This window comes from Mannheimia haemolytica (assembly GCF_004342115.1).
GTDB lineage: Bacteria > Pseudomonadota > Gammaproteobacteria > Enterobacterales > Pasteurellaceae > Mannheimia > Mannheimia haemolytica.
On sequence record NZ_SMAC01000009.1, the window covers coordinates 12,067 to 36,872 of the forward strand.

Genomic DNA, 24,806 nt, shown 5'->3' on the forward strand with positions numbered 1-24,806 from the left:
AGGAGAATATCACAATGAAACAACGCAGATTTGGTAAAACCAACAAAATGGTGTCAGAAATTGGGTTAGGCACTTGGCAGCTTGGGACGAAATGGGGTGAACCGTTCAATCATCAAGAGGCGATGGCAATTTTAGAAACCGCTTATGAGCAAGGCATCAATTTTATTGATACCGCTGATGTGTATAACAACGGGCAAAGCGAGAAAGCCATTGGTGATATTTTGAAAAAATACCCTGACTTTTTCTATGTCGTTACCAAATGTGGACGTGCGTTAAACCCGCATACTGCTGAAATGTACACGCCACAGGCAATCGAAAAATTTGTTGATGGTAGTTTAAGCCATCTTGGCACGGAAAAGTTGGATATGATTTTGCTCCACTGCCCGCCAACGTTGGTTTATCGCAATGATGAGATTTTTACGAAATTGGAACAGCTTAAAGCCGGCGGAAAATTAATAGACTACGGTGTGAGTATCGAAACGGTAGAGGAAGGCTTGTTGGCAATGGAGTATGACATTGCGGCAATGGAAGTTATCTTCAATATGTTCCGCTTAAAACCATTGGAGCAACTCTTCCCAACCGCTCAGCAAAAAAATGTGGGTATTATCGCCCGTGTACTGTTGGCAAGTGGTTTGCTTACAGGCAGATATAATGCCTGCACCCAATTTGGCAAAGACGACCACCGCACATTTAACCGCAATGGTGAAGCCTTCGATAAAGGCGAAACCTTTTCGGGTGTGGATTATCAACTCGGTTTACAAGCGGTGGAAGAATTGAAAGCCCTATTCGGCACGGAAGATTTAATTCCTTACGCCCTACGTTGGGTATTGATGAATGAAGCTGTGAGTACAGTAATCCCGGGAGCAAGTAAGGTTTCACAAGTAATTACTAACGCAGCGGTGGATAATTTCCCTCCACTCACTGAAAATGAAATGCAAAAAGTGGAAGATATTTACAACCGCTTAATTCGCCCAAGTGTGCATCATTTGTGGTAATTTATCCAACGCTATAAAAAATGGAACTCTAACTTGAGTTCCATTTTTGTCAATTTTAGCCTTAAACCTCTAACTGTTTAGAGGTTTTCTTAAACAGAGTCAATGCAATAAACGCAAAGGCTAAGAAACAGGAAAGGATCAGGGCATAGAAACCACCGTCCCAGCCGAACATATCAACCAGTTTACCCATCACATAACCTGCACTTGCAGAGCCTAACAAGTAGCCGAATAAACCGGTTAAACCTGTTGCTGTACCGGTGGCAACACGAGGCACTAAATCCGCTGCTTGTAAACCGATCATCATCACCGGCCCGTAGATTAAGAAACCAATCGCCACTAAGCAGATGTTGTCGATTAACGGGTTGCCGGCTGGGTTTTTCCAGTACACCACAATCGCAATTAACACACCAGCAAGGAATAACAACATCGGCGGCGCACGGTGACCTTTGAATACTTTGTCGCTTAAATAACCGCTTGCAAGCATACCGAAGATACCGGCATATTCATACAAGAAGTACGCCCAGCTCTGTTTATCCACAGAGAAATGTTTCACTTCTTTTAAGTAAGTCGGTGCCCAGTCGATAATGCCGTAGCGAATGAAATAGACAAACACGTTGGCAATCGCAATTGCCCACAGGAATTTGTTGTTTAAAATATATTTGTAGAAAATGTCTTTGGAAGAGAGTGTGTGGGCAGACTCCACTTTTTCCACCACTTTCTCGCCTTTGTACTCATCAATCGGCGGTAAGCCTTGAGATTCCGGCGTATCACGCATCAAATAGAACATCACAAACGCCAGTACAATCGCAATCAACGCCGGCAGATAGAACAGGGATTGCCACACGCCAAAAATAGATAAGCCTAAAATCGCCAACGGCCCGATTAAACCGCCGCCCAAGTTGTGCGACACGTTCCACCAGCTCCACCACACGCCACGTTCAGAGGTTGAGAACCAGTTGGTCATCGTTTTCGCCCCCGGCGGATAGCCCATTCCTTGGAACCAGCCGTTTAACGCCGCCAAAATGATCATAATTGGAATAGACGAAAGCACGCCCGGTACTAAACCGAACACCAGACTCACAATCGCTGAACCGAGCAAGCCGATAGTGATAAAGTATTTCGGGTTAGAACGGTCGGAAACGTTACCCATAATAAATTTACTGAAGCCGTAAGCGAGTGATAATGCCACGCCCACCGTACCTAAGTCTGCTTTGGTGAAGCCATATTCATCAATCAAATACGGCATTGCCAACGAGAAGTTTTTACGAATTAAATAATATGCCGCATAGCCGATAAAGACGCCTGCAAACACTTGCCAACGTAATTTGCGATATTCCGCATCAACTCTGCTGGCTTCCACTTTTTGTTCTGCTGGTGGAGAGGCTTTTAGAAAGGAAAACATTTTACTACTCCTTTAAGAATGAAATCCTATGGCTACTATAATCTTTCATTTGGAGCAGAAAAAGTGGATTTTTGAAAATTTGTGAGCAAGATTAAAATTATTTTGAGCGAAAACGAAAATCGGTTAAATTTCCTTCTTTTTTTGCAAAAAATTTGAGAAATCTAACCGCTTGTTTCACTTAAAAATCAGCTATTTCTGCTTTTTCAAAAATTCCACGCCCGTATCAGGGAAGTCAGTAAAGACGCCTGTTGCACCCGCTTTATTCAGCAGGGCATCGTACATTTCATCGACATTTTGGAAAAAGTCCGGCAGAGCATCTTTGCGCACGGTGTATGGGTGAAGTTCCATTTTGTACTTCGCCAACTCTTTCACTAATGGCGTGTAAACAATGTTGCCGACTTTAGATTTTTCTTTATCCACCAACATATACCAGCCCGGGCCGACACCATCGGCATATTTTGCCACTTCTGCCATCGCACCGTCTTTGAACATCCAGTCGTAGTCGTAATTAACCCAGTTGCCGTTTTTATCTTTCTCTTCGGTTTCGTGCCAATCGGTGTAGGCAACTAACTGCACCAATTTTACGTCCATACCCAGTTTCGGTAGTAATTCGGTTTTGATCCGTTTCAGCTCGTTGAAATCGAAGGTTTGCAGGTAAATTGGTGAGGTTTTGCTGTCGTAGCCATATTTTTTCAACACTTTCAGGGTTTCGAGTGCAATGTCTTTACCCTCTTTATGGTGCAACCAAGGGGCTTTAATTTCAGGATAGATCCCAATTTTTTTGCCGGTTGATTTCTCTAATCCTTGAATAAATTCCAGCTCTTCTTCCAAAGTGTGAATGGTGAAATGGGACTGCCACATCGGGAAGCGGTTCGGGTAAACTTGTGCCTGCTTGCCGTCTTTCACCTCAAAATTCTCGGTCATTTCAAGGGTTTTAATCTCATCAAGGGTGAAATCCACCACATAATAACGACCGTCTGCTCGTTTACGCTCAGGGAATTTTTTCGCCACATCAGTTAAACCGTCTAAAAAGTGGTCGTGAATCACAATCAGGCGGTTATCTTTGGTCATAGCAAGATCTTGCTCTAAATAGTCCGCTTGTTGCCCGAATGCTAGAGCTTTAGATTCAAGCGTATGCTCAGGTAAATAACCGCTTGCACCACGGTGGGCAATCACTAATTTATCAGATTGTTGTGCATAGGCACCCAATGCTGTCGCGGACAATGCTAATGCAGCAACCAATGTTTTGAATTTAAATTTCATAGAATTACCTCATATAATGTAAAAATAAAAGGAAGAACAAAAATGTCCTTCCTTTTGATAAGTTATTTATTATTTACCATAGTGATCTTCTAATTTTGCTTTGTGCTTGCCTTCTTCAACCATCACAATGAAGGTTAAGAGAATGGCTAATACACCACCACCGATCATCACGTAGAAACCGCCGTCCCAGCCAAATTTATCTGCTGCCCAGCCAACTACTGCAGAGGCTGCCACTGTACCACCTAAGTAACCGAATAAACCGGTGAAACCTGCTGCTGTACCTGCTGCTTTTTTCGGTGCAAGTTCAAGGGCGTGTAAGCCAATCAACATTACCGGGCCGTAGATTAAGAAACCGATAGTGGTCATCCAAATGAAGTCCATTAATTGATATGGGTTTTCATACCAAGCATGGCCTGCATATTGTGCAATTTCAGATTCCGGTGTCGCAGGGTTGAGCCAGAACGCAACCACTGCTGCGGTGGTAAGAATCATAAAGATGAAACCGGTTAAACCACGTTTGCCTTTGAACAGTTTGTCAGAGACCCAACCACAGAGTAATGTACCTGGAATCGCAGCTAATTCATAAATGGTATATGCCCATGCTGTACCTTTAATGTTGAAGTGTTTTACTTCGCCTAAGTACACCGGCGACCATTTCAATACGCCATAGCGGATTAAGTAAACGAAGACATTCGCAATGGCAATGTACCATAACAGTTTGTTTTTCAGCACATAAGTCACGAAAATCTCTTTGGTGCTTAAATCGTGTTCATAGGTTTTTTCGTTATAGTCGTCAGGGTAGTCGTTACGCCATTTTTCAACTGGCGGTAAACCGCAAGATTGTGGAGTATCTTTCATCACAAGGTAGATTGGAATAGCTGCGATCATTGCTGCAATTCCCGGGAAATAAAGGGCTTGTTGCCATACATCTTTTGCCGTTGCTTCTACACCATACTCACTGAAATAGAGCGCACTTGCTAATAGCACCATCGCCCCCGGCACCATACCGCCTAAGTTGTGAGCGGTATTCCAGATAGAAACGATAGTACCACGCTCAGATTTAGACCACCAGTGAACCATTGTTCGTCCACACGGTGGCCAACCCATACCTTGAAACCAGCCGTTTAAGAAGATCATTACCCACATTACTAAAATGCTTGATGTTGCCCAAGGCATTAAGCCCATAAGGGTCATACATAGACCTGAAAGTAACAATCCGGTCGGTAAAAATACTTTCGGGTTAGAGCGGTCGGACATTCCTGCCATCACGAATTTTGATAAACCGTAGGCCAGGCCGGCAGCTGTACCAATCACACCGAGATCGGTTTTTGTATACATACCAGCTTCAATCAAGCCTTTTTGTGCTAAGTCGAAGTTTGCACGCACAAAATAGTAAGCGGCATAGCCGAAGAAAATTCCTGCAAACACTTGCCAACGCAAGAATTTATATCTTGCATCGACTTTGTCCGCCGGTAATTCCGCAATGTGCGGAGCGGGTTTAAATGGACCAAACATAGTATTCTCCAATATTACTTAGTAAAACCTCTGAGTAATTCCTTTTTAGGAAATTAGGGAAGCAATAATAAATGAAAATAAAAAATGACAAAGTTATTTTTTATAAAAATGTGATTCATTTCACAAAAAATTTACCTTAAACCACAAAAAATGATTGAAAAAGAAAATCAAACATCAGTATCTCTAGCGATAAAACTCTCTTCTTATGTACAGAGAAAGAACCATAAAAAGTACAATATAGAAATATTTTGTGACATAGATCTAATTTTTAAACAAATGTCTTTGAAGTCATTTTATTTTCGTTTATGCTAATTAAGTAATGATTAAATGTTTTAATTCGAGCAAAAGGAGCAAAAAATGCAAAGACATGAACAGCTAGCTCAAGTACAACAAACGCAAAAATGGGATTTTATTATTATCGGTGGTGGCGCAAGTGGTTTGGGGATTGCGGTAGATGCAGCTTCCCGTGGCTATAAAACCTTATTATTAGAAAGCCATGACTTTGCGAAAGGTACATCGAGCCGAAGCACAAAATTAGTCCACGGTGGCGTTCGCTATCTTGCAAATGGCGATGTTGCACTCGTGAGAGAAGCATTGCGTGAACGAGGTCGCTTAGCTAAAAATGCAGCTCATTTATTTAAAAACCAAAGCTTTATTATTCCAAACTACAAATTCAAAGACTGTGTAATGTATCGTGTTGGTTTAGGCTTATACGATATGCTTTCAGGCAACCTGAGTTTAGGAAAGACTGAAAACATCAGTAAAACTGAAGCGAAAAGACGTTTACCAACCTTAAATGATACTGGTTTACGTACAGGCACTGTTTATCAAGATGGGCAATTTGATGACTCACGTCTTGCAGTGAATATGGCACAAACGGTAGTAGAGCACGGCGGTACAGTACTAAATCACGCCAAAGTGACTTCACTGCACAAAACGCCACAAGGCAAAATTGATGGGGTGACTTTCTACGATGAACTCAATCAACAAGAACATACTGTTTTCGGCACTGCGGTGATTAACGCAACCGGCGTATTTATGAATGATATTTTAAGTATGGATCACGGTAGCACGAAAAAATTTGTCGTACCAAGCCAAGGGATTCACTTAGTATTAGATAAATCATTCTTACCAAGTAATGATGCGTTAATGATTCCAAAAACCTCTGACGGACGAGTGTTATTTGCTGTACCTTGGCACGAAGTGTTAGTCGTAGGGACAACAGATACTCTGATTGAAAATCCTTCTTATGAGCCAATTCCATTGGAACAAGAGGTGAACTTTATTTTAGAGACAGCCGCACAATATCTGACAAAAAAACCAACTCGTGATGATGTAAAAGCAGTCTTTGCCGGTCAACGTCCGCTTGCGGCACCGGAAAAAGAAGGTCAAAGCACTAAAGAAGTATCTCGTAGTCACAAAGTTCTCACTGATGCAACCAGCGGTTTGATTACGATTACAGGTGGTAAATGGACAACTTATCGTCAAATGGCAGAAGATACCGTAGAAGAAGCGTTAAAAGTCCACTCTGAACTAGGCAATAAACCTTGTGTGACCGTCAACTTACCGATTCACGGTAATATTCCGGCAGCACAAGTGAATCTACAAGATCATCTATATGTATATGGCTCAGATATTCCACAGTTACGCGCCTTAATGACTGAGACCCCGGAATATGCACAAAAAATCCATCCGAGACTAGATTATACCGTTGCAGAAGTGATCTGGGCAGTTCGCCACGAAATGGCACAAACGGTTGAGGATGTATTAGCTCGCCGTGTTCGTTTGCTCTTCACTGATGCGAGAGCGGCGATTGATAGTGCAGCAAAAGTGGCTGCTATTATGGCGAAAGAATTAGGTAAAGATGAAATGTGGCAACAACAGCAAGTTATCCAGTTCCTTGATGTTGCGAAGCACTATTTATTGGTAGATTATCAGCCACAGCCAATCTAATACGCTAAAAGCAAGCGGTTAAAATCGATAAAAATATTGCAATTACGTTATTTGCAACTTTTTAAACCATTTTAACCGCTTGTATATTAGCTATCATCTCTTTTATGTTTCTGTTGTAATAAAAAGAATGCTGTTAACCCCAATACAGAAAAGCTAATTCCTTTCATACTCAATAATCTTTTTACCAAAAAATCTAATGCAATGGTTTTAACTGCCGGTGAATTGACCAGTGCAAGCCCTGTTTGTTTCACTTGTTTAAAAGGCTGCATAATCTCATTTTTGGTTTTATTGGTTTCCGCTTTAAATCGCATTCTAAGTGCATTACCTTTTAGAACTAGAAGTTCCTTTTCGGTTAATTTAAGCTCTTCCATTTTAATGTTCTCCATTCTGTTTCAAAGTTAAAGCACTCTTAAATGCGGCAATATCTAATTTTAGCTCGGTTAATGTACTTTGCATAAAATGGCGTTGTTTTTTCAAGGCAGAAAGTATCATCATTCCGCAAATAGTCACAGCAATAAACATAATAATGGCAATAGAAAAGAATACTTTAACTTTCTGTTCGGGTAACAAATAATTATCTAAACCAAATAATAAACTCACAAAAGAAACTAATAAAAATACAAAAGCCAATAAGATAAATATAAGCACTGAAATTAATTGATTTTTTTGCTCATTAATTTCAATTCTTGCCATCTCACCACGCACTTGAGCTATTTCCAATAATGTAATGAGACTATTTCTAAATCCGGATTTAATATTATCTAACATTATAACCATTCCTTATATTAAATAATAAGCCACCCCAAATATGGCGTGGCTTAATGACTTAATGACGAATTACAGATAATTATCTTCTAGAAATTAAAACACCTAATAATAACCCTACCACACCGGCAACGGTAATTGCTTTATACGGATTATCTTGAACTAAGGTATCAGTTTGTTTAACTACAGTTCTTGCACTATCAACGGTATCATCTTTTAATGTTGCAAAACGATCTTTTACATCATCAAACTGTTTTGCTAATTTATCTTTTAACTTTTTATATTCCTCCGTAGAAGAATCAGATGTTTCATTAAATAATTCCTCTGCATTTTTCAAAATATCGCGAATCTCGTTTGTTAACTCTTCACGTTTTGCATCTAAGCTTTTAGCCATAATTGCTCTCCTTATTTAATTAAACGTAATCTATAAAAATAAAACATAATTGATTTATGTTTCATTATTAAAATACAGCCCACATTTAATAATGTCAACCTTTAATTTAAAGATTATTTAATTAAATTCATAAATTAAATAAACAAAAAAGCAGTAATTTTTGCAAAAAAGTAACCAAATATTACCGCTTGTAAAAGCATAAATTCAGGTTAAATCATTGTATTTAATGCTTCAGTTAATTTTTGGTAACGCTGATATTTCGTCTGATAAGCCGCATAATTTTCCGGATTTGGCTCAAACACCTGCATTTCATTATTTAGGGCTTGAACTTGGCTTATATCCAGCCCAACCCCTTGCATTGCCATTAATGCCGCACCCAAGCAGCCGGTTTCTTCCATTTGTGGTATTTCAAGCCGCATTCCGGTTAAATCGGCCAACATTTGCATCCAAACTTTAGATTTCACCGGTCCGCCGGTAACTCGCAGCACGTCAGCCTTTGGAAAGCGGATAAACATACGGTTTAAATGGCTCATCAAGCTAAACAACACTCCTTCGTAAATTGCCTGCAAGAGATGGGCTTGGGTATGGTGGGCTTGCATACCATAGAAACCGGCTTGCATTCCTAAGCCTGCATTTGAGCCATACAGAAACGGCACAAACAGCACCGAGCTTGCCGCCGGCGGTAATTGGGCAACAGCTTGGTTGATTTTCACATAATCGAGTTTCCACTGATTCACAAACCACTCTAAATTACCGGCAGAAGTCGGGCTTGCTTCGTGGACGATAAATTTCCCTGCCTCGGCATAACGCCCATAAACAAAAGGTAATGATTGGCTTGCATCAATATGATCGGTAATGCCGCTCACCACCGACCACGTTCCCAGCACCGCATTCAGTTTGGTTTCGTCATCTAAATTGGCACAACGTGCGGTAGAAACCACATCAAACAAGCCACCGACTACCGGCGTACCCACCGCTAAACCGGTTAATTTGGCGGCATTTTCAGTCACATATCCCGAAATTTTATTCGGTTCAATCACTGGTGGTAATTTCTCCAACACATCCGGCATTCCCAACAAATCGGCTAACTGTTGGTCGTATTCGCCTTTTTCCATATTGTAAAGATTGCTTTCGGAAATGTTGGTCTCTTCGCAATGCAACTCACCGGTTAAGCAAAAACGCAAATAGTCGTGCGACATCAACACCGCCCCGATTTGTGCATAACGCTCCGGTTCATTTTGCTGCACCCACTTCAAAATCGACACAGGGTGTCCTGTCCAAAGAGTTTGGCGGGTAATCGGGTAAAGTTGTTGCGGAATGCCTTCAGCCTGCCATTGTTTAACAATCTCAAGGGAACGTTGGTCGGAAGATAAAATCGCACGCCCCAACGGTCGATTCTGCTTATCCAGTAAAAACGCCCCTTTGCCTTGAGCGGAAATCCCTACTGCTTTAATATCCGCTGGGTTTACCCCACTTTTTTCAATGGTTGAACGCACTACTTCCGCACAAATAGCCCAGAGTTGTGACATATCACGCTCTGCATAACCTGCCTGTTCACTGATTACCGAAACGTTTTCACGATGAAGGGCTTGAATATTACCTTGTGTATCAAAAAGAGCGGCTTTGATAAAAGTCCCACCGCAATCAATGCCGAGTGTGTAGTTCATTTTGTTATCCATTATTTGTTTGTAAAAAATTTTGAAAAAGAAACCGCTTGTAATGCTACAACAGACGCACTTAATGCATTCTGCTATTTAATTGTTAAACGATAAACGCTATTCGAACAAGTAATAAACAGTGTTTGTTCATCATCGCCAAAGCTACAATTTGAGGTTAGCTTACCCAGCACAAATCGTCCCAGCTCCGTGCCGTCAGGTAAAAGAGCAATAATTCCCTCTTCACAAGAGCAGAAAATTACGCCGTTTTGTTTAATTCGGAAGCCGTCCGGAATGCCGGGACTAATTTCCGCCACATCTCGGCGATTTTTTAGTTTATTACCGTCCACATCAAATACGACTAAGTGGTGTAAGCCATCTTCGTCAAATTCCACGCTCGACATATCTGCCACAAAGAGTTGTTTTTCGTCTGACGAGAAGGCCAAGCCGTTTGGTCGCATCGTGTTGAAAGTTGCAATATTCAGCTTGTCGGTTTTCGGATCATAGCAGTAAATATAACAACCGATAATTTCGCTTGGCGACTGTTTGCCTTCGTTATCCGACAAAATACCGTAAGGTGGATCAGTGAACCAAATGATGCCGTCTGATTTTACCACCACATCATTGGGTGAATTCAGTCGTTTTCCGTCTAATTGACCGACCAAAAAACGATATTCACCGCTTGGCGTGGTTAAACTGATACCTCGATTGCCGTGTTCACAGGTAATCAAGTTGTCGTTTGCATCAAACGCATTGCCGTTAGAAAAATAAGACGGCTGGCGGAAAACCTGTGTACCATCTTGCTCTGTCCAGCGGTACATTGTGCAACCTTTTACATCACTAAAATAGAGGGCTTGTTGTGGCTTGCTCCACGCCGGCCCTTCTGCCCAGATTGCCTTATCAAAAAGCTCTTCAAGTTCAAACGTATTCCCAACCAGCTCATTAAAACGAGGGTTGGAGATTTTGGGGATAAATTTATTGCTCATTTGTATTACCCTCTCTATTTTTTATGACAAGCGGTTAAATTTCGCAAAATCTTTGCAAAAAACAACCGCTTGTTCGAGGCAAATATTTATTTGCCCCTACGTCATTACTTCACGCCCCAAATCGCTTTGTAAGCGCCTTTGTAACCGTTTTGTGGGGCATACAGGTTGTTTTCACCACCGTCAAACGCCACATTTTCTTTAGTCACTAGGTGAGCCGGTGTGATATAACCAGACGGTTTTTCGTTAGCGAAAGCACGGTTTAGCTCATCGACTAACTGCCAGCCGTGTAAGTTAAGTGGCTCAGGGACGGTTGCAAACTGTTTATCACCATTGCGAATACGTTGATAAGCCGTTACTGAGCCATCACCTGCGGAAATGCTAAACGGTTTATCTTTACCAGCGGTGCGTAAAGACGGAGCCATAAAGTCAAAGTAGAGATCGTTAATTGCCAACGCATACTCTAAATCGTCGCCATATTTTTGCAGTAAGCTGAAAGTGAGGTTAGGCATACGGCTTGAGGTATCCGCCAATGGCGTGTCGATAAACTCTAACACCTTACACTCTTTACATTTTTCGATAACTTCTTTCATGACGTTCGCTTTGCGTAACGCAATTTCATATAGCGAGTCGGTTAAAATAATCGCTTTTGCCTTACCGTTAGATTCTGCCACCGCAAGCATTGCCGATAAGCGTGCAATTTCGTCTGAGTCAGAGGTCACGTTGTAGAAAATGCCGTATTTATCAATCGCACCCGGCTCCGGTGTTGCGTGCCAAGCTGCAAGTTTAATGCCGTTTTTAGTCGCTTTTTGTAGTGGGATTTTCGCCACATTCGGGTTCCAGCCACCAATCACAATCGCATCCGGTTTGCGGGCAATCGCTTGGTTAAGTGCGGCGAGTTGGTTGTTTACCGTACCTGCACCGTCTAATACATCTAACTTCCAGCCCGTTACGCCAACAGCTTCTTTCATTCCGTCAATCACACCAAGTACACCACCGTTTTTCATATCAGAGGCAATAAAAATCACAGTTTTCTCTTTTTGTAATTGAGGGCCGGTTGTCGGTCCGTCCCATTTTTCTTGCTTAGCCGTAGCTGCTGCGACAAGCTGTTTTGCTTCTTGTACGAACGGGTCGTCATTGGCAAACGCATTATTTCCGAAAGCAATAGCAGTTAAGGTTGCGATTGCAGTTAAGGTTGTACGAAATGCTTTTTTCATAATCAAATCCTCTTAGTTGGTCGATTTTTTCTGTACAGCTTTTTGATTTAACAAGCGTTTGCGTTGGGCATAGCCTGCAATAGTGATGGAAAGTAACAGTGTTGCACCGTTAAAGAGTGGCTCAACCCAGAACGCTCCACCGAATTGTTGAATACCTGAAATACCGATGGCAAGAATGGCAATCCCCACCACTGTTCCCCATACGTTAATACGCCCTGGGCGAATAGTGGTACTCCCTAAGAATGCCCCAACCAATGCGGGCAGTAAGTAGTCCATACCGACACTTGCCTGACCAACGCCTTGTTGAGCAGAGATCAATACGCCTGTGAAAGCAGTGATTACACTAGAGACAATAAACGGCACAATGGTGTATTTTTTAATATTGATACCATTTAGGCGAGCTGCCGTTGGGTTGCCACCAACCGCATACATACAACGACCGGTCGGGGTATGTTCTGTCACCAACCACATTACGATAGCCACTGCCAGCACATAGAAAGCAGAAATCGGGATACCGAAAATTTCTGTGCTGTTGAGTGCGATAAATTCATCGGGTAAATCCCCGACAATTTGGCGACCGCCCGAGTGCCAGAGTGCTACGGCATAAAGCACTGTGCCTGAGCCAAGTGTTGCCACAAAGCTATCGATATCAGCAAGAGCAACTAAAATCCCATTCAGCAAGCCGTAAAGAGCGGCAATCACTAACACGATTAAGATCGCCATATACCACGAGAAGCCGTATTGGACTTGCAGAGTAATCACAAGAATGTGCCACAACACAATACCGAAACCCACGTTCAGGTCGATTTTGCCGACAATCATTGTAGTTGTGGCTGCCAAAGCAAGTAGGGCAATTTTCGATTTACTTTCTAAAATCGCATTTAATGTCAGCATTGAGGCGAAAGATTCGGTGGTAAGTGAGAAAATAATCACCAATAACACACATAACCACAGTAAGCCATAACGAGTGGACATTTGTGAAAACCATGCCATAAAACCGTCACGGGCGATAGATACCGGTTGTTCCAGTGCGGTTGATTTGATGTTTGTTTGAGCCATAAATTACTCCGTTAAAATTCTGCATTTTCCCCTCGCCCGCTTGCGGGAGAGGGAGGAGAAAGCCGTTAGGCTTTCGGAGGGAGAGGGTTCGCAATATTTTTTAAGAAAAATGACCGCTTGTTTACCCTCTCTCTGCTAAAAATAGCCTGACGCTATTTTTAGCTGTCTCTCTCCCGCAAGCGGGCGAGAGTAAGTTATTGTTTTTTCGACTGACTATCCGATGCCAACGCCAGCAAATTGGCGAAAGTCACCTCTTCGTTCAGTAGTTCACCGGCAATTTCCCCTCGGTTGAAGACTAATGCTCGGTTACACAAATGAGCGATCTCTTCAAAGTCGGTGGAAATCACAATAATTGCGACCCCTTCTGCAAGGGCTTTGTTGAGCAAGTCGTAAATCTCTGCCCTTGCTCCTACATCCACGCCGGCAGTCGGGTCTTCTAAAATCAGAACAGGCGTATTGAGGAGCATCCAACGTGCCAACACGATTTTCTGCTGATTACCACCGGATAACGCACTGGCATCAATAAACAAATTTTTCGGACGAATATCGAATAGTTGGAATTTGTACCAGCTCTCACCCCACTCTTCACGGCGGGAGTAGCGTTTTAATGGTGAATGACCGCTTAGTACCGGGTTGATAAACAGGTTCTCACTGGTAGTCATTGACATAAACACGCTTTCACGGGTGCGGTCTCCCGCAACCAATGCCACACCTTTGGCTATCGCATCTTGCGGATCTTTAGCAGAATATGACCGCTTGTCTAACTGAATTTCGCCTTTGTCTAAGGTTCGCTCCCCAAATAATAAGCGGCCGATTTCTTCCTGCCCTGCTCCACGCAAGCCGGCAAGGGCAATCATCTCACCTTTGTGCAGACGGAAATTCACCGGGCCGGTGTCGCCAACCATGACATTTTGCAGGCTTAAAATTTCAGGAGTATCGGTTGGTAAATCCACCCGCTGTCTGCCACGGCTCTCTTCGCCTACAATCGCTTTGACCAAGCCTTTGACGTCATAGAGCTTGGTTTGCCCTTCTGCAACCGGGAAACCGTCCCGCATCACCAAAATGCGGTCGGAAATGGCGATCACTTCATCTAAACGGTGGGTCACATAAATCATTCCCACACCTTGGGAACGTAAGCGGTTTAACACAGTGAAAAGATGCTCTACATCAGAGGCAGGTAGGGAAGCAGTAGGTTCGTCTAAAACCAAGATTTCTGCATTGACGGCAATCGCACGGGCAATGGCGAGTAAGGCTTTTTCGGTACGGCTTAAATCAAACACTCGAGTGTCGGCAGAGAGTTTAATGCCTACAAAATCAAGGGCTTTTTGCGACTGCTCTCGCACTTTCGCCCAGTCAATCAAGCCAAATTTGCGAGGGAACCCCATTACAAATGCCATATTTTCGGCAATCGTCATCCATTCTATTAGGCCTAAATCTTGGTGGATAAAAGCGATGGGCTTTTTGTTGCCTTTCTCAATAGCGTGGGCAGATTGGATTTTTTGGTTATGGAAAAGAATATCACCCTCGTCACGGTCATAAATACCGGCAAGGATTTTGATTAGGGTCGATTTACCTGCACCGTTTTCACCGAGTAAGGCAACGATCTCGCCTGAGTGGATATCAAGGCTGACATCATTCACCGCCGTATGGCTACCAAAGCGTTTGATGATGTGCTGCATACTTAAAATGGGCTGTGCCATTTGTTCCTCCTTTGAGGAAAGATGTGTAAAGATTTTGCGGATTTTGACCGCTTGTACCTCACACGATTCGTGTGAGGTTAGTTTAACCGAGCACTTTGTAGCTCTATTTTTACTTCGCCAATGCATCAATGGCTTTAACTAAGCCATCACCGTTTTTCTCGATAAATGCCTTGCGGGTTTCAGCCGATACGGCATCTTTGAACGGTGTGGTATCTAAGTTATCCACAAATTCAATACCTGCTTTTTTGAGCGAGTCGATAATTTTCTGCTCATTTTCTAGGTTAAGTTGGCGTTGGTATTTTCCGGCTTCTTTTGCCGCTTCAACTAATGCGGTTTGTTGCTCGGCTGGCAGTGCATCAAATTTCGCTTTGTTAATCGCCACAATTAACGGGGTGTAACCGTGGTTAGTAAAGCTGAAATATTTTTGTACTTCATAGAGTTTTGCCGACCAGAAAATGCCGATTGGGTGTTCTTGGGCATCAACCGCTTTGGTTTCCAGTGCAGTGTAAAGCTCGGAAAGCGGCATTGGCACCGGATTTGCACCTAAAATAGAGAAGGCTTGAATATACATCGGGTTTTGGTTAGTACGGATTTTTAAGCCTTTAATATCCTCCGGTTTGGTGATCGGGTGCTTGGAGTTGGAAAACGCTCGGAAACCAACTTCCCAAAACGCCAACCCTTTCAAACCGTGAGCCTCTAATGCGGTTAATAAACCTTGACCAATCTCTCCATCTAAGGCTTTATAGGCGTGGTCTCTGTCTTTGAAAATAAACGGAATATCAATCACATTCAGTTTTGGTTCTAACCCGGTAAAGTTAGAGGAGCTGGACATTGCAATATCAATAGTACCGCCACGCACACCGCTAATCGCCGTTTGTGCGTTGCCGAGCGTGCTATCAGGGAAGAGGCTTAATTTCAGCCCTTTTTGGGATTTTTCTTGCAGCAAATCATTAAATTTTTTCGCTGCAATATGTTGAGTATCAGAACGAGGAGCTTCATACGCAAAGCGGAATGAGGTTTCTGCTTGTGCGGTTGAAAACAGTGCAAAACCGGCAACGAAAGCGGCTAAAGTTTTTAAATTAAACAGTTTCATAGTCTCTCCTATAGTAGAGTCTATACAACAACTCCCCCCAAACGGAGGGAGCTTTAGACTAAAATAAAGTCAATTACTGTGCTAACGCATCCACTTTTTTCAATAATTCATCGCCGTGTTTTTCCACGAAAGCTTTGCGGATTTCCGCTTCAATCGCTGCTTTGAACGGGGCGTTATCCACTTGTTCGATCACTTCGATGCCTTGTTTGCGTAATTTTTCGATGATCTCTTTTTCGTTTTTCACGTTGAGATCACGTTGGAATTGACCGGCTTCTTTTGCGGCTTCAACCAATGCGGTTTGTAATTCAGGAGCTAAGCCGTCAAACTTCGCTTTGTTCATCACCACGATTAACGGGGTGTAGCCGTGGTTGGTTAAACTTAAATGTTTTTGTACTTCAAACAGTTTTGCCGACCAGAAAATGCCGATTGGGTGTTCTTGGGCATCAACGGCACGGGTTTCGAGTGCGGTGTAAAGCTCAGAAAGTGGCATTGGCACCGGGTTGCCGCCTAGTAAGGTGAAGGCTTGAATGTACATCGGGTTTTGGTTGGTGCGGACTTTTAAGCCTTTGATGTCTTCCGGCTTGGTCACAGGGTGTTTTGAGTTGGAGAAAGCACGGAAGCCAACGTCCCAGAAGGCTAAGCCTTTTAAGCCTTGGGCTTCTAAATCTTTTAATAAGCCTTGACCAACTTCGCCGTCTAATACTTTGTAAACGTGTTCACGATCTTTGAAAATAAACGGAATATCAATCACATTTAGTTTTGGCTCTAAGCCGGTAAAGTTTGGCGAGCCGGACATTTCAATGTCGATAGTACCGCCACGCACGCCGCTGATCATCGTTTGAGCATTACCTAAGGTGCTGTCCGGAAACAGTTTTAATTTAATTTCACCTTTGGTTTTTGCTGCCAATAATTCATCGAATTTTTTGGCGGCGATGTGTTGGGTATCGGAACGTGGGGCTTCATAACCAAAACGCAGTGAGGTTTCTGCCATTGCAGAGCCGCTCATTACCGCAACGCCTGCCACTAAGGCAACTAAGGTTTTTAAATTAAATAATTTCATAGGGTTCTCCTGTGATTAAAAATTGAGTTGCAAGCGGTCTGTTTTGCCAAAAAAATTTGTAAATTTTTGCGTCAATTCGACCGCTTGTTTCGGTTCAAACCATTACTGCATCCAGCTTAACGGCACTAACACCAGTGACGGGAAGAACACGAACAACAGTAGTAAACAAATCATCATTACGAGGTAAGGCATTACGCCCTTAGCCGCTTGGTCGAACGGCAGTTTCGACACGCCGGTAATCACGTTTAGCACGTTGCCGACCGGTGGTGTAATCAAGCCGATGGAGGTGTTAAGAATAAACAGCACACCGAAGTAAACCGGGTCAATGCCTGCCTCTTCCACCAACGGCATTAATACCGGCGTTAAAATAAGCACGGTTGGGGTTAAGTCCATCACCATTCCGATAATAAACACCGCTAACATAATCACCAATAAGAGTGTGGTCGGGCTTTCAATTAACGGCTCTAACAGCTCGGTGAGCATCATCGGTAATTCCGCTACGGTAATCAGCCAGCCGGTCACATTTGCCGCTGCCACTAAGAACATCACTACTGCCGTGGTTTTCGCTGCCGCCAACACTACCTTGTATAAATCTTTGAACTTCATTTCACGGTAAACAAACAGTGAAACAATCAAGGCATAGAAAGTTGCGACCGCACCCGCTTCGGTTGGGGTGAACATTCCCGAGCGGAAACCACCGATAATAATGACAGGCAACAATAACGCCCAAATACTGTTTTTAAATGAAATGCAAAGTTCTTCTTTGGTCGCTTTGGAGAAGGTCATTAAATCCAAACGTTTTGCCTGCCACCACCAAAGGGCAGCCAAGCAGATCCCCATCATAATGCCCGGGAAAATACCGGCTAAGAACAGTTTGGTAATGGACACGCCACTAGCCACACCAAATACGATAAACGGAATGCTTGGCGGAATGATTGGGGCGATAATCCCTGCCGTACCGATTAAACCGGCAGAGCGGTCAATCGGATAACCGGTGGTTTTCATCATCGGCAGTAGCATTGCGGCTACCGCTGCGGTATCCGCCACCGCCGAACCGGAAAGGCTTGCCATAATCATCGCCGCTAAAATTGCCACAAAACCTAAACCGCCCCGTTTATGACCGACTAATTTCATCGGCAGGTCGATAATCCGTTTGGAGAGACCGCCCTCGTTCATAATTTCACCGGCAAGAATGAAGAACGGAATTGCCATTAGCGAGAAACTGTCTGCACCGCTCACAATTTGTTGAGCCAAAATTTGGGCATCGAACAGATCTAAATGCAACATTAACGCCACACCGCAGACCAACAGGGCGAAAGCTACTGGAATGCCCAATAAAATCGAGCCAAGCAAGACGGAAAGAAAAATTACCACAGTCATCTATTTTTCTCCTTTTGCAATCACGCCAACCGTTGCCACAATGCGGGCAATAATTAATAAACCGATTAATACCCCTGCCACTGTGCTGGCAAGGAAAGTGATGCCTTGCGGTAAGCCTGAAATCGGGGCAAAGTTATTCAGGTTGAGGTTAAATTGAATCCAGCTACCGTCCACAATTAAGTAGCAACAGAACAACATCGCTAAATCTGTGACTACGCTTAAGATATTACGAGCCGTTGGCGATAATTTATCGGTCAGCATTGTGACTTTAACGTGTTGATTTTCGCTAAATGCCAACACCGCCCCTAAAAACGCCAACCAAACAAACATATAGCGAGACACCTCTTCGGTCACGCTAATGCTGCTGTTAAAACCGTAACGTAGTACCACATTGACGAAAACCAAAATCGACATTGCGGATAAAATCACCACCACCAAGATTTCTAACAGTTTTCCGACTAATTGAGCTAAGGCTTTCATCGTTGCTCCTCAATTTCGCTCATCGCAATTTTTACCACCACTTTGCGAATGGTTTCCGTGTCGTCAAAAATTGCCGTTCTGTGGCAATCTTCGGGGAAAAACACCGCAAAATTGCCTTCAACGCAGCGAAATTCATTTTCGTTGGCAACGGATTGATAATATTGAATATCCCGCTCAGGGTTGTATTCCATCGCAATCGGATTGGTGCCGGTATCCACCGCCGCAGCCATTATCTCTTTGCCTCGGTGTAGATACTGCACATCGAGGTAATTGCGATGCACTTCCGGCTGAAATTCGTGTTTCGATTTGGTGTTCAAATCCAACACCTGCACATAAATTTGTCTGCCTTTGAGTTCGTAAACCCCTGCTTCCATCGCATCAAAATCGGTATTTTTCAGATAGTTCAACGCAATTTGGATCGCCGGCGGGTATCGATTCGCTTTAACTTGTGAAATATGACCAAAAAACATTCATACCTCCGTTTTGTAAAATTCTGCGGAAAAATGACCGCTTGTAGGGTGGGCGTAAGCCCACGTCATCTTATGATTGTGTCTAATGCGTGGGCTTACGCCCACCCTACCGGTCAATTTGCAATTACAACGCCTGTAATTTCGCCCAAACAGTGTCATCCACCGGAATGCCGTTGGCTTTGTTATCGGCTAGAATTTGGGTGAACTCGTGGCCCGGTAAACGTACTGCCACATCAGGGTCGGCACGTTCTGCGGTTTTCACATATTCCATAATACGGTTGAGTTTTTCGTCTTTGGTTTTGCCGTCAATTAAGCGATCCACTTCAATAGCGATATAAACTTGCGACACGCAATATTCATCGTCTTTATCTTCGGTGACTGCCGCAGTGGATTCACCGTTAGAGAGCAAGGTGGCGATCATATCTAACACAATCGATAAGCCCGAACCTTTCCAGAAGCCCATCGGCATTAGACGGCGGTTTTTCTCGACCGTTGCCGGATCACGGGTTGGGTTGCCGTCATCATCAAAACCAGCATCGACAAAGGTTTGACGACCAGCAAGGCGATGCACTTCCAACATTCCGTATGAGTACATTGAGCAAGACATATCCACCATCGTGATTGGGTTAGTCGGCACCGCAATGATTAACGGGTTCGTCCCGATACGGCACTCTTTCGCCCCCCAAGGCGGCATTACCGCAAGGGCGTTCGTCCAGCAGATCCCGATATAGCCTTTCTCTGCCGCCTGCCATCCGTAAGAACCGCCACGCATCCAGTGGTTTGCATTACGTAACGCCACTACGCCGATGCCGTTTTCAGATGCAAGCTCCATTGCTCTGTCCATCATTTTTTTTGCGGTTAAGTTACCGATGGCTTGGTGAGCGTCCCACTGCTCAATCGCCCCCAGTGAAAGCACTTTAGTCGGCACGGCTTCCGGCACAATATCACCGTTCTCTAACTGCTGAATAAAGCGTGGGAAACGGTTTACCCCGTGTGAATAAGCACCCGCTTGAGTGGTGTCGGCAAACACAGTGGCACACTCTTCGGCAATCTCTTCACGCACATTGCGAGCCAACAGAACACGTTTAAATTGAGCTTTTAATTCTTCATAGGAAACTCGAATAGTCATCTTGAATACCTCAATATTTCAAATAGTAAAATCACGTTTTATAAGTTACTCTTAAGACAAATTAAAGTCAATTAAAGGAAAAATATAAAAAACATTTTAAATCAATATGTTATAAAAAATTTTGTAAATTTGAGAGGTAGATCACACTTTAGAAATGGCAACAAGCGGTCATTTTTTTGCAAAATCTGACCGCTTGTATAATGTTGAGGATAGCTTGCAAGAAAATGGTTCAGCAAGAGAATCTCTCGCATATTCTGCTCGTATTGAAATCGGCTTAAAAACATTCTTAGATAATGGTGGATTTAAAGCTTTTACTGATAATTTCCAAAATCTAAATGGGATTAAACAATTACCGGGCTTGGCTGTTCAGCGTTTAATGGAACAAGGCTACGGATTTGGTGGTGAAGGAGGTTGGAAAACCGCAGCTCTTGTGCGTGAAGTGAAAGTGATGGGTTATGGCTTACCAAACGGTTCTTCCTTTATGGAAGACTACACCTATGATTTAGATGAACAAAACCAAGTGGTATTGGGGGCTCATATGCTTGAAGTTTGTTCGTCTATTGCCAAAGAGAAATCAACATTAGCCATTCGACCGCTAGGTATTGGCGGTAAGGCAGATCCTGTTCGCTTAATTTTCAGTAGTAAGGCGGGAAAAGCAGTGAATGCAACCGTTGTAGATATGGGAGACCGTTTTAGAATGGTTGTTGCGGATTTAGACGCTATCGCCTCACCAAATCCAATGCCAAATTTACCAGTTGGGCATGCTTTTTGGAAGCTTCAACCAAATTTTGATGTAGGTACTCAAGCATGGATTCTAGCCGGCGGTGCTCATCATAGTGTATTTAGTTTAGATATTGATGCCGATATGCTACGAATGTTCGCTGAATATTTTGGTATTGAGTTTATCCATATCAACCAAAATACCGAGCTACCACAACTCAAAAATGAATTACGCTGGAATGATTTAGCATATAAATTTACTAAATAATCCTCTACAAACACAAGCGGTCAGAATTTGTAAAAAATTTGCAAAATCTGACCGCTTGTCATTTTAGCTTTATTTTAGTTAGCCTTTTGTTCTAATTCCTGCACTGAATACACATCAAACTCATTGATATGTTTTACGCCGTAGGAGATAGCATCAGCACCTGCAAGGGTGGTGTAAATAGGCACACGTTGTTGCAAGGCGGTACGGCGGATAGAGTGGCTGTCGGCAATCACTTCAGGCTCTCCGCTGACGGTGTTGATTACCAACGCAATTTCGCCGTTTTTGATCGCATCGACAATATGCGGTCGCCCTTCACGAACTTTGTTTACCGTTTGGACTGCAATTCCGTGTTGCCGTAGGAAGTTTGCAGTGCCGAAGGTAGCACATAAACCGTAGCCTTGTTCTTGGAAACGTTTGGCAATGTAAATTAAAGCAGGTTTATGCTCTTCAATAACCGACATAAACACTTTGCCGACTTTTGGAATTCGTTCACCGGCACCCAGTTGTGCTTTGAAGAACGCTTCAGCAAAGGTATTACCTATGCCCATCACTTCGCCGGTAGAACGCATTTCAGGCCCGAGAATGGTATCCACACCCGGGAATTTGATGAATGGGAATACCGCTTCTTTAACGAAGAATTTGCTTGGGATAATTTCCTCTAATGCATTTAAGTCGGCAAGGGTTTCACCAGCCATCACGCGAGCAGCGATTTTTGCCAGTGGGCGACCGGTAGCTTTGCTGACAAACGGTACAGTACGGCTGGCTCGAGGGTTAACTTCCAACACATAAACGACCTCATTTTGTACTGCAAATTGTACGTTCATCAAGCCTTTCACACCGAGAGCAAACGCCATTGCGTTGGTTTGTTTGCGAATTTCGTCCAAAACATGACCGCTTAACGAATAGGCAGGTAGTGAGCAGGCACTATCGCCACTGTGAATACCGGCTTGCTCAACGTGTTGCATAATGCCGCCAATGAGTACATTTTCGCCGTCACAAATGCAATCCACATCAACTTCAATCGCATTATTGAGGAAGTGGTCGAGTAAAATCGGGCTGTCGTTGGAAACCGATACCGCTTCACGCATATAGCGGTTTAGCTCTTCATCGTTATACACAATTTGCATTGCCCGACCACCTAGCACATAAGATGGGCGAACCACCAGCGGATAGCCTACTTCATTTGCCAATGCCACCGCTTCCAACGCATTACGGGCGGTGCGATTTGCCGGCTGTTTTAAACCGAGAGTGTTTAGAATTTGTTGGAAACGTTCACGGTCTTCGGCGGCATCAATGCTGTCGGCGGAAGTCCCGATAATGTTTACACCGGCATCAGATAAGGCATTCGCTAATTTCAGTGGTGTTTGACCGCCGTAATGCACAATCACGCCCCACGGGTTTTCTACACGCACAATTTCCAGTACATCTTCTAATGTTAGCGGCTCGAAATAGAGGCGGTCGGAGGTGTCGAAATCGGTGGAAACGGTTTCAGGGTTGCAGTTCACCATAATGGTTTCATAACCTGCCTCACGCAGAGCAAGCGAGGCGTGAACGCAGCAGTAGTCAAATTCAATCCCCTGCCCGATACGGTTTGGTCCGCCGCCTAAAATCATCACTTTTTTGCGATCAGACGGTTTGGCTTCACACTCTTCCTCGTAAGTAGAATAGAGGTAAGCCGTATCTGAGGCAAACTCGGCTGCACAGGTATCTACCCGTTTATACACCGGTAGAATAGCGTAAGTATGGCGGTAATCCCGCACCATTTTTTCGCTGACTTTGGTAAGCTGTGCGATACGTTTGTCTGAGAAGCCTTTGCGTTTTAAGCGGCGGATTTCGTTAGCATCTAGATCGCTAAACTGTTTTTTCTCTAAAGCTAATTCTTCAAGTACTAAGTCTTGAATTTGCACCAAGAACCACGGGTCGATTTTAGAATAGTGGTGAACTTCTTCCAATGAAAAGCCTGCTCCAAAGGCATCGGCAACATACAAAATACGGTTTGGTCCGGGGTTGGCAAGTTCACGGCGGATTTTTTCAGGCTCTTCGGAAAGCAAGTTAAAGCCGCAAATGCCGGTTTCCAAGCCTCGCAAGGCTTTTTGTAAACTCTCTTGGAAGGTTCTTCCCATTGCCATTACTTCGCCTACCGATTTCATTTGAGTGGTTAATCGGTCGTCTGCATTGGCAAATTTTTCAAAGGCGAAGCGTGGAATTTTGGTCACAACATAATCTAAAGTCGGCTCGAATGAAGCCGGAATCAGCCCTCCGGTGATGTCGTTACGCAATTCGTTGAGTGTGTAGCCTACAGCCAATTTCGCCGCAACTTTGGCAATCGGGAAGCCGGTGGCTTTAGATGCGAGTGCAGAAGAACGGCTCACACGAGGGTTCATTTCAATGACGATCATCTCGCCGTTTGCAGGGTTAATCGCAAATTGCACATTTGAACCGCCGGTGTCCACGCCGATCTCACGCAATACCGCCAGCGAAGCGTTACGCATAATTTGATACTCTTTATCGGTTAGCGTTTGTGCCGGAGCAACGGTAATGGAGTCGCCGGTGTGTACACCCATCGGGTCGAAGTTTTCAATCGAGCAGACGATAATGCAGTTATCGGCACGGTCACGCACAACTTCCATTTCATACTCTTTCCAGCCTAGTACGGATTGTTCAATCAGTAATTCGTGAGTAGGCGAGGCTTCAAAACCACGTTCGCAGATGGCGATAAATTCATCTCGATTATAAGCAATACCACCGCCGGAGCCTCCCATCGTGAAAGAGGGGCGAATCAGGGTTGGAAAGCCAACCTGCTCTTGTGCTGCTAAGGCCTCTTCAAAACTGTGGCAAACGAATGATTTTGGCGTATTCAAGCCGATTTTAGTCATTGCTTCTTTAAAACGACCACGATCTTCGGCTTTATCAATCGCGTCTTCGGTAGCTCCGATCAGCTCTACATTATATTTTTTCAGCACACCGTTTTTCGAAAGATCTAAGGCACAGTTCAACGCTGTCTGCCCGCCCATAGTCGGTAAAATGGCATCAGGGCGTTCTTTTTCAATGATTTTTTCAACCGTTTTCCATTCAATCGGCTCAATGTAAGTCACATCTGCCATATTCGGGTCGGTCATAATGGTTGCAGGGTTGGAGTTCACCAACACCACTTTATACCCTTCTTCACGCAACGCTTTGCACGCTTGGGCTCCGGAGTAGTCAAATTCACACGCTTGACCGATCACAATCGGACCGGCACCGATAATTAGGATAGTGTTTATGTCTGTTCTTTTTGGCATTTTGGGCTCTCTTTTATCTCGTTT

The 24,806-nt window shown here is 43.7% G+C and carries 21 protein-coding genes; 3 read left to right on the forward strand and 18 right to left on the reverse strand.

From position 1 onward, the window contains the following. Positions 1-14 precede the first annotated feature (14 nt). The gene (locus EDC41_RS04320) at positions 15-995 is read left to right on the forward strand and encodes an aldo/keto reductase (RefSeq protein WP_006251404.1); all 981 of its coding nucleotides are present in this window, start codon (positions 15-17) and stop codon (positions 993-995) included. A gap of 61 nt (positions 996-1,056) precedes the next feature. Here EDC41_RS04320 and pgtP read toward each other — a convergent pair whose 3' ends face one another. The 3 genes from pgtP to glpT all read right to left on the reverse strand — a co-directional run bounded on the left by pgtP (position 1,057) and on the right by glpT (position 5,175). Beyond that, complete coding sequence (gene pgtP / locus EDC41_RS04325; protein WP_006251403.1) at positions 1,057-2,397, reverse strand: phosphoglycerate transporter protein PgtP; 1,341 nt, start codon at positions 2,395-2,397, stop codon at positions 1,057-1,059. Between the two features lie 189 nt (positions 2,398-2,586). Continuing rightward, positions 2,587-3,660 carry a glycerophosphodiester phosphodiesterase gene (gene glpQ, locus EDC41_RS04330; RefSeq protein ID WP_006251402.1) on the reverse strand — a complete coding sequence of 358 codons (1,074 nt, stop codon included), beginning with the start codon at positions 3,658-3,660 and terminating at the stop codon, positions 2,587-2,589. Between the two features lie 69 nt (positions 3,661-3,729). Beyond that, positions 3,730-5,175, reverse strand: coding sequence for a glycerol-3-phosphate transporter (glpT, locus tag EDC41_RS04335; protein WP_006251401.1), 1,446 nt, complete (start codon positions 5,173-5,175; stop codon positions 3,730-3,732). 357 nt (positions 5,176-5,532) lie between these two features. Here glpT and EDC41_RS04340 point away from each other — a divergent pair, with 357 nt between their 5' ends. After that, positions 5,533-7,128 (forward strand): glycerol-3-phosphate dehydrogenase/oxidase, encoded by a 1,596-nt coding sequence (locus tag EDC41_RS04340; RefSeq protein WP_006251400.1) that lies wholly within the window; start codon positions 5,533-5,535, stop codon positions 7,126-7,128. A gap of 86 nt (positions 7,129-7,214) precedes the next feature. Here the strand turns inward: EDC41_RS04340 and EDC41_RS04345 are convergent, their stop codons facing one another. The 14 genes from EDC41_RS04345 to yiaK form a co-directional block, all read right to left on the reverse strand. After that, positions 7,215-7,499, reverse strand: a complete 285-nt coding sequence (locus EDC41_RS04345) for a hypothetical protein (protein WP_006249007.1) — start codon at positions 7,497-7,499, stop codon at positions 7,215-7,217. Position 7,500: 1 nt separating this feature from the next. After that, positions 7,501-7,896 (reverse strand): phage holin family protein, encoded by a 396-nt coding sequence (locus tag EDC41_RS04350; protein ID WP_006249006.1) that lies wholly within the window; start codon positions 7,894-7,896, stop codon positions 7,501-7,503. 79 nt (positions 7,897-7,975) lie between these two features. Next, positions 7,976-8,287 carry an ElaB/YgaM/YqjD family protein gene (locus tag EDC41_RS04355; RefSeq protein ID WP_006249005.1) on the reverse strand — a complete coding sequence of 104 codons (312 nt, stop codon included), beginning with the start codon at positions 8,285-8,287 and terminating at the stop codon, positions 7,976-7,978. Positions 8,288-8,496: 209 nt separating this feature from the next. Next, a complete protein-coding gene (locus tag EDC41_RS04360) occupies positions 8,497-9,966 on the reverse strand; it encodes an FGGY-family carbohydrate kinase (protein ID WP_006251398.1) in 1,470 nt (489 codons plus the stop codon). Between the two features lie 71 nt (positions 9,967-10,037). After that, a complete protein-coding gene (locus EDC41_RS04365) occupies positions 10,038-10,928 on the reverse strand; it encodes an SMP-30/gluconolactonase/LRE family protein (protein WP_006249003.1) in 891 nt (296 codons plus the stop codon). 104 nt (positions 10,929-11,032) lie between these two features. Next, positions 11,033-12,142 (reverse strand): ABC transporter substrate-binding protein, encoded by a 1,110-nt coding sequence (locus tag EDC41_RS04370; protein WP_006249002.1) that lies wholly within the window; start codon positions 12,140-12,142, stop codon positions 11,033-11,035. Between the two features lie 12 nt (positions 12,143-12,154). Next, positions 12,155-13,201, reverse strand: coding sequence for an ABC transporter permease (locus EDC41_RS04375; protein ID WP_006249001.1), 1,047 nt, complete (start codon positions 13,199-13,201; stop codon positions 12,155-12,157). Between the two features lie 194 nt (positions 13,202-13,395). Then, entirely contained in the window at positions 13,396-14,901 is a 1,506-nt protein-coding gene (locus EDC41_RS04380) for a sugar ABC transporter ATP-binding protein (protein WP_020830993.1), read from the reverse strand. Positions 14,902-15,010: 109 nt separating this feature from the next. Next, the gene (locus EDC41_RS04385; RefSeq protein WP_006251396.1) at positions 15,011-15,994 is read right to left on the reverse strand and encodes a TRAP transporter substrate-binding protein; all 984 of its coding nucleotides are present in this window, start codon (positions 15,992-15,994) and stop codon (positions 15,011-15,013) included. Between the two features lie 73 nt (positions 15,995-16,067). Then, positions 16,068-17,054 carry a TRAP transporter substrate-binding protein gene (locus tag EDC41_RS04390; RefSeq protein WP_006251395.1) on the reverse strand — a complete coding sequence of 329 codons (987 nt, stop codon included), beginning with the start codon at positions 17,052-17,054 and terminating at the stop codon, positions 16,068-16,070. Positions 17,055-17,156: 102 nt separating this feature from the next. Continuing rightward, on the reverse strand, positions 17,157-18,434 hold the full coding sequence (locus EDC41_RS04395; protein WP_006251394.1) for a TRAP transporter large permease subunit: 1,278 nt from the start codon (positions 18,432-18,434) through the stop codon (positions 17,157-17,159). Then, entirely contained in the window at positions 18,435-18,914 is a 480-nt protein-coding gene (locus tag EDC41_RS04400) for a TRAP transporter small permease (protein WP_006248996.1), read from the reverse strand. Beyond that, positions 18,911-19,384, reverse strand: a complete 474-nt coding sequence (locus EDC41_RS04405) for a NanQ anomerase/TabA/YiaL family protein (RefSeq protein WP_006251393.1) — start codon at positions 19,382-19,384, stop codon at positions 18,911-18,913. Before EDC41_RS04405 ends, EDC41_RS04400 begins: the two co-directional genes overlap by 4 nt. A 124-nt stretch (positions 19,385-19,508) precedes the next feature. Next, complete coding sequence (gene yiaK, locus EDC41_RS04410) at positions 19,509-20,507, reverse strand: 3-dehydro-L-gulonate 2-dehydrogenase (RefSeq protein WP_031200631.1); 999 nt, start codon at positions 20,505-20,507, stop codon at positions 19,509-19,511. 160 nt (positions 20,508-20,667) lie between these two features. On the opposite strand from yiaK, the gene EDC41_RS04415 reads away from it, so the two are divergent. After that, positions 20,668-21,501, forward strand: coding sequence for an L-arabinose isomerase family protein (locus tag EDC41_RS04415; protein WP_020830994.1), 834 nt, complete (start codon positions 20,668-20,670; stop codon positions 21,499-21,501). Positions 21,502-21,575: 74 nt separating this feature from the next. Here the strand turns inward: EDC41_RS04415 and carB are convergent, their stop codons facing one another. Continuing rightward, positions 21,576-24,782 carry a carbamoyl-phosphate synthase large subunit gene (gene carB / locus EDC41_RS04420; RefSeq protein WP_006248994.1) on the reverse strand — a complete coding sequence of 1,069 codons (3,207 nt, stop codon included), beginning with the start codon at positions 24,780-24,782 and terminating at the stop codon, positions 21,576-21,578. Between the last annotated feature and the right edge of the window lie 24 nt (positions 24,783-24,806).

Bases quoted from the DNA above. Each gene is read 5' to 3' on its own strand.
- EDC41_RS04340 (WP_006251400.1), top strand. From the start codon at position 5,533: ATGCAAAGACATGAACAGCTAGCTCAAGTACAACAAACGCAAAAATGG.
- EDC41_RS04370 (WP_006249002.1), bottom strand. From the start codon at position 12,142: ATGAAAAAAGCATTTCGTACAACCTTAACTGCAATCGCAACCTTAACT.
- carB (WP_006248994.1), bottom strand. From the start codon at position 24,782: ATGCCAAAAAGAACAGACATAAACACTATCCTAATTATCGGTGCCGGT.
- pgtP (WP_006251403.1), bottom strand. From the start codon at position 2,397: ATGTTTTCCTTTCTAAAAGCCTCTCCACCAGCAGAACAAAAAGTGGAA.
- EDC41_RS04400 (WP_006248996.1), bottom strand. From the start codon at position 18,914: ATGAAAGCCTTAGCTCAATTAGTCGGAAAACTGTTAGAAATCTTGGTG.
- EDC41_RS04380 (WP_020830993.1), bottom strand. From the start codon at position 14,901: ATGGCACAGCCCATTTTAAGTATGCAGCACATCATCAAACGCTTTGGT.
- glpT (WP_006251401.1), bottom strand. From the start codon at position 5,175: ATGTTTGGTCCATTTAAACCCGCTCCGCACATTGCGGAATTACCGGCG.
- EDC41_RS04350 (WP_006249006.1), bottom strand. From the start codon at position 7,896: ATGTTAGATAATATTAAATCCGGATTTAGAAATAGTCTCATTACATTA.
- glpQ (WP_006251402.1), bottom strand. From the start codon at position 3,660: ATGAAATTTAAATTCAAAACATTGGTTGCTGCATTAGCATTGTCCGCG.
- EDC41_RS04320 (WP_006251404.1), top strand. From the start codon at position 15: ATGAAACAACGCAGATTTGGTAAAACCAACAAAATGGTGTCAGAAATT.
- EDC41_RS04385 (WP_006251396.1), bottom strand. From the start codon at position 15,994: ATGAAACTGTTTAATTTAAAAACTTTAGCCGCTTTCGTTGCCGGTTTT.
- EDC41_RS04360 (WP_006251398.1), bottom strand. From the start codon at position 9,966: ATGGATAACAAAATGAACTACACACTCGGCATTGATTGCGGTGGGACT.
- EDC41_RS04405 (WP_006251393.1), bottom strand. From the start codon at position 19,384: ATGTTTTTTGGTCATATTTCACAAGTTAAAGCGAATCGATACCCGCCG.
- EDC41_RS04390 (WP_006251395.1), bottom strand. From the start codon at position 17,054: ATGAAATTATTTAATTTAAAAACCTTAGTTGCCTTAGTGGCAGGCGTT.
- EDC41_RS04395 (WP_006251394.1), bottom strand. From the start codon at position 18,434: ATGACTGTGGTAATTTTTCTTTCCGTCTTGCTTGGCTCGATTTTATTG.
- EDC41_RS04375 (WP_006249001.1), bottom strand. From the start codon at position 13,201: ATGGCTCAAACAAACATCAAATCAACCGCACTGGAACAACCGGTATCT.
- EDC41_RS04355 (WP_006249005.1), bottom strand. From the start codon at position 8,287: ATGGCTAAAAGCTTAGATGCAAAACGTGAAGAGTTAACAAACGAGATT.
- EDC41_RS04365 (WP_006249003.1), bottom strand. From the start codon at position 10,928: ATGAGCAATAAATTTATCCCCAAAATCTCCAACCCTCGTTTTAATGAG.
- EDC41_RS04345 (WP_006249007.1), bottom strand. From the start codon at position 7,499: ATGGAAGAGCTTAAATTAACCGAAAAGGAACTTCTAGTTCTAAAAGGT.
- EDC41_RS04415 (WP_020830994.1), top strand. From the start codon at position 20,668: ATGGCAACAAGCGGTCATTTTTTTGCAAAATCTGACCGCTTGTATAAT.